Origin of the sequence: Streptomyces sp., assembly GCF_035563135.1 — a bacterium.
Classification (GTDB): domain Bacteria; phylum Actinomycetota; class Actinomycetes; order Streptomycetales; family Streptomycetaceae; genus Streptomyces.
In genome coordinates this window covers 1-3,684 of record NZ_DATMVN010000149.1, presented here as the reverse complement: position 1 = coordinate 3,684, position 3,684 = coordinate 1, and the positions used below count along the sequence as shown (strand labels likewise).

The window sequence follows — 3,684 nt, the reverse complement described above, 5'->3', positions numbered from 1 at the left end:
TCTTCATCGTCTTCAACAGCGTCGACAACACCGCACAAGAACCCTTCGCAGCCCCCGTCCGCCGACCCGAATTCATCGGCGCCCGCGACTTCACCCCCGTGGGATAACACCACACGGCAGTCAGACGGGGCGGGACGCATCGCGCGTCCCGCCCCTTCCGCGTGAGCACGTCCCTCCCGGCCGCCGAAACGGGGCGCGGGAACCCTCCACGCGGTGCCGGTCCTGCTCCCGGCACCGGTGGCAGCGCCGTCTCACGTGCCAACGCCGGTGGCGCGGGATCCGGCCTACGTGTGTTCCGCGGGCCCCACGGGCCGCTGCTCCCCCGGGCCGGGTGCGAGGAGTTCCGCGATCACCTCGCGGAGCATGACCGGGTCCTGTGCGGCGCGGCCGATGGCGACTCCGTCCCAGGGGGCGGTCTGCCGCAGGGCGGTGTAGGTGCCGGCTTTGACGGCTCCGCCGTACAGGTAGCGGGTGTGGGTGGTGCCGAGGGCAGTGTGCAAGGCGTGCAGTACGTGCGCTGCGTGGCCCGGGGAGGCGCCGTGGTCGCCGCCGATGGCCCAGCCGGGTTCGTACAGGACGAGCGACGGCCGGCCGGCCCGGAGCCGGGTGAGGACCGCGGCCTGCTGTACGACGTGCCGGGCGGCGTCCTGGGCGCTGAGCCGGGTGTCCTCACCGACGCAGAGCAGGGGGACGAGGCCGGCGTCGGAGGCGGCGGTGACCTTGCGGGCGATGAGGCCGTCGTCCTCCCCGAAGAGGCGCCGGCGCTCGGCATGACCCAGCATGACGCGCCGGCAGCCGATCTCGGCGAGCAGTTCCGCGCTGACCTCACCGGTCACGGCCCCGCCCTCGAACCAGCAGTTCTGTGCCCCGACCGTGATGCCGCAGTCGCCGAGGCGGGCCTGGGCGAGGGTCAGCAGGGGGTGGGGAAGGCAGGCGAAGAAGGACAGCCGGGCCAGGGCGGGCGCATGCGGCAGGATCACGTCCTCGAGCCAGCGCAAGGTGCCGGTGAGACCGAGGTTCATCTTGGTGCTGGTGCAGCTCAACGGTGTGTCAGGCGTCTTCATACCTCTCCTCGCGGGGTCATTCGAGGTTGGCGTGACGGGCGAACATGGCATCCGCATCGGCGTGCCGGCTGCCTTCGAGGACGAGGACCAGGCAGTCGAAGAAGAGGAAGGCTCCCTGTTCGAAGAGGGTGCCGACGAACTGGCTGGAGGCGGACGGCCGGTAGTCCTGGTCGTACTCGCGCAGCCGGACCACCAGGCCGGCGTCCTGGGCGAGCCTGCTGTCCGGGTTGCCGGTCACCGCGGCCACCCGCGCCCCGGCGCGGGCGGCGGTGCGTGCGAGCTCCACGACGGTGGGGGTCTCCCCGGATCCGCTGCAGGCGATCAGCAGATCGCCCGCGCCTATGGCCGGAGTCGTGGCGTCGGCGGCGACATGGGCGGTCATGCCCAGGTGCATCAAGCGCATGGCGAAGGCGTCGACCGCCATTTTCGAGCGTCCCGCGCCCAGGGTGAAGACGCGCCCGGCCGCACGGACGGCGTCGATCAGTGCCTGGGCCTCCTCTTCGTCCGTGCGGGACAGCAGCGCCTCCACCTCGCGGAGAACCACACGGCGGGCGCTGGCGAAGACGCCGTCCACCCCTATGGGGACCTCGGCGGGACGTGCGGGTTCGTTGGACTGATCCACCATGATCGACACCTGTTCGCAGAACGGGGGCAGGGGCACGGGCAGTTGTGGTGCTCACCACGTGTCGTGGTGCAGAACGTCGTGGAGGGGGCGCCGGGGAGCAGGGCGGAATCCTTCCCCCCGGTAGTGTGCGACGGCCAGCAGACCTGCCTGGCGGACCCCTTCGGGGAGGGCCAGGATCCCGGCGGCCTCGCTCTCACGGCCCAGGTGCAGTGCGGTCACGGCGCACGCGAGGTCCTCCAGGTGCAGAGCCAGCATCAGACTCCACATCGAGGGCCAGACAGATCCGTAGTACACCGAGTGCGCGACATGCTCCACCGGCTCGTCGAAGCCCATCGCGGTGAAGCGCTGTACGAAGTCCTCCGGGTCGGCCCGCAGGCAGGGGACGACGAGCACGGGCGCCCGGTGCAGGTGGCGGGCGAGGTGGCACGAGACCTCCCACAGGCGCCGGCGCGCCGGGTCGTCCTGCACCTGCTGCTCCATGTGGTGCAGGTAGGGGCGGGCGGCACGCCGGTAGCAGTCGGCCAGGGCCGCCCGGCGCTGCGGGTCGGTCACCACGATCCAGTGCCACAACTGGTCGTTGGATCCGTTCGGTGCCTGCAATGCCACCGACAGCGCCCGTTCCACCGCCGCGGGATCCACCTCACGGTGCCAGTCGAGACGGCGCCGCACCGAGCGGGTCGTGGTGAGGAGCGTGTGTGCCGGCAACTCGTTGCGCGTGTGCCCGGGGTCGTCCATGGCCGGTGTCCTCTCCTTGCGGGCTTCGCTCCGGGTGGGTCAGAGGATCTGGAGGTTGAGCGGGCCGGACACCGTGGTCAGTCCCTCCGGGGTGAGGCAGTCCAGTACCTGGGCGGGGCCGGGGGCCAGGATGAACTCGACGACGATCGTCGAGCCCTGGAAATCGCCTGATCCGATCGGACCGGACAGCACGATGACCGAGAGGCCGCCGGGGCGCAGGCTGATCGCGGTGGTGAAGGTGAAGCTGCTGGAGCTGTTCCCGGGATTCGTCCAGTCGATCCGACCGCCGCCCTGGGCTTCCTCCCACACGCAGGACAGCAGACCGTTGCCGGTGAAGGTGACCGTGCCGGTCGTATGTCCGAGGGGCAGCCCCACGCAGGGGCCTATGGCGCCGGAGGCGGACAGGGCCACCTGCCGCGGCACGAGCGTGAGACCGGGTTGGTAGGTGCTGGTCTCGTAGCCGGGGCAGTCCAGCAGCGCCTGCGCGCTGCCGGCCGTCGCCCGGGCGGTCCCCTGTGCCGGCGACGCGGAGACGGGAGCAGCCGGGAAACCCAGGAGCGACAGGGTCAGGAGCACTCCTGCGAACAGAGAACGACGCTTCATGGAAAGCCTCCTCGGGCCGTGAAAGCGGTACCTGAGAGGCTCCCCTCCTCAAAAATCGAGCACCATAGCCCGATCGGGGCAGAACGCACACTGGCCCGGACAACACGCGCCCCCGCCCAACCGGGTCACCCCACAGGAACGTGGTGCCGGTGAGCAGCGCCCCGGGCCGAGCGAGGGCGTCGCATGAGCCTCAGCCGTTGAGCAGGTTCGTGAACTCCCGACCGATCTTTCGGTGGGTTCGCGCGGACGGTGCCGGCCCAGGGGGCGGGGGCTTGGGCGTTGCAGCGGTGGGCGGCTTGTGTCATGAGGGGTGGTCCTGGCGGTCGGTGAGGCTGTCGGGGTCCAGGACGCTCACGCCGCGTAGTTTCCGGTAGAGGCGTTGTGCGAGGAGTCCGGGGTGGCGGGGCTGGGTGTAGCTGGAGTACACGTCTTCTTCTGAGGCGGTCCATCCTTCGCGGTCGCCCTGTACCCGGTAGAGGGTGCCGGAGACGCCGCTCACCACGGACTTACGGGCCAGCAGCAGGACGGGTTCCGCCTCCTCCTCGCGCAGGAAGGGGCAGTACTTCAGTGACAGGAGTGCGCAGGCCGGGCACACCGGTGGCATGTCGGTGACGACGCGCTCCAGGCGCAGCGGTGGTTCGTCGGGGTGCTGCCATT

General features: G+C 70.7%; 4 protein-coding genes and 2 pseudogenes. 1 reads left to right on the top strand and 5 read right to left on the bottom strand.

The features are described from left to right. Positions 1–107, top strand: a pseudogene (locus VN520_RS06225) (ectoine hydroxylase); the annotation flags it as partial. A 177-nt stretch (positions 108–284) separates the two neighbouring features. Here VN520_RS06225 and VN520_RS06220 read toward each other — a convergent pair. The 5 genes and pseudogenes from VN520_RS06220 to VN520_RS06200 all read right to left on the bottom strand — a co-directional run. Next, positions 285–1,064, bottom strand: a complete 780-nt coding sequence (locus VN520_RS06220) for a triose-phosphate isomerase family protein (RefSeq protein ID WP_325745831.1) — start codon at positions 1,062–1,064, stop codon at positions 285–287. 16 nt (positions 1,065–1,080) lie between these two features. Beyond that, positions 1,081–1,689 carry a 6-phospho-3-hexuloisomerase gene (hxlB, locus tag VN520_RS06215; RefSeq protein ID WP_325745830.1) on the bottom strand — a complete coding sequence of 203 codons (609 nt, stop codon included), beginning with the start codon at positions 1,687–1,689 and terminating at the stop codon, positions 1,081–1,083. Between the two features lie 51 nt (positions 1,690–1,740). Continuing rightward, positions 1,741–2,424 (bottom strand): nitroreductase family protein, encoded by a 684-nt coding sequence (locus VN520_RS06210; protein WP_325745829.1) that lies wholly within the window; start codon positions 2,422–2,424, stop codon positions 1,741–1,743. 39 nt (positions 2,425–2,463) lie between these two features. Further along, positions 2,464–3,027 carry a hypothetical protein gene (locus VN520_RS06205; protein ID WP_325745828.1) on the bottom strand — a complete coding sequence of 188 codons (564 nt, stop codon included), beginning with the start codon at positions 3,025–3,027 and terminating at the stop codon, positions 2,464–2,466. 301 nt (positions 3,028–3,328) lie between these two features. Further along, positions 3,329–3,684, bottom strand: a pseudogene (locus VN520_RS06200) (hypothetical protein); the annotation flags it as partial.

What these genes read in the sequence shown, in the direction of transcription:
- VN520_RS06220 (WP_325745831.1), bottom strand. Translation starts at nt 1,064, where the DNA reads ATGAAGACGCCTGACACACCGTTGAGCTGCACCAGCACCAAGATGAAC.
- hxlB (WP_325745830.1), bottom strand. Translation starts at nt 1,689, where the DNA reads ATGGTGGATCAGTCCAACGAACCCGCACGTCCCGCCGAGGTCCCCATA.
- VN520_RS06210 (WP_325745829.1), bottom strand. Translation starts at nt 2,424, where the DNA reads ATGGACGACCCCGGGCACACGCGCAACGAGTTGCCGGCACACACGCTC.
- VN520_RS06205 (WP_325745828.1), bottom strand. Translation starts at nt 3,027, where the DNA reads ATGAAGCGTCGTTCTCTGTTCGCAGGAGTGCTCCTGACCCTGTCGCTC.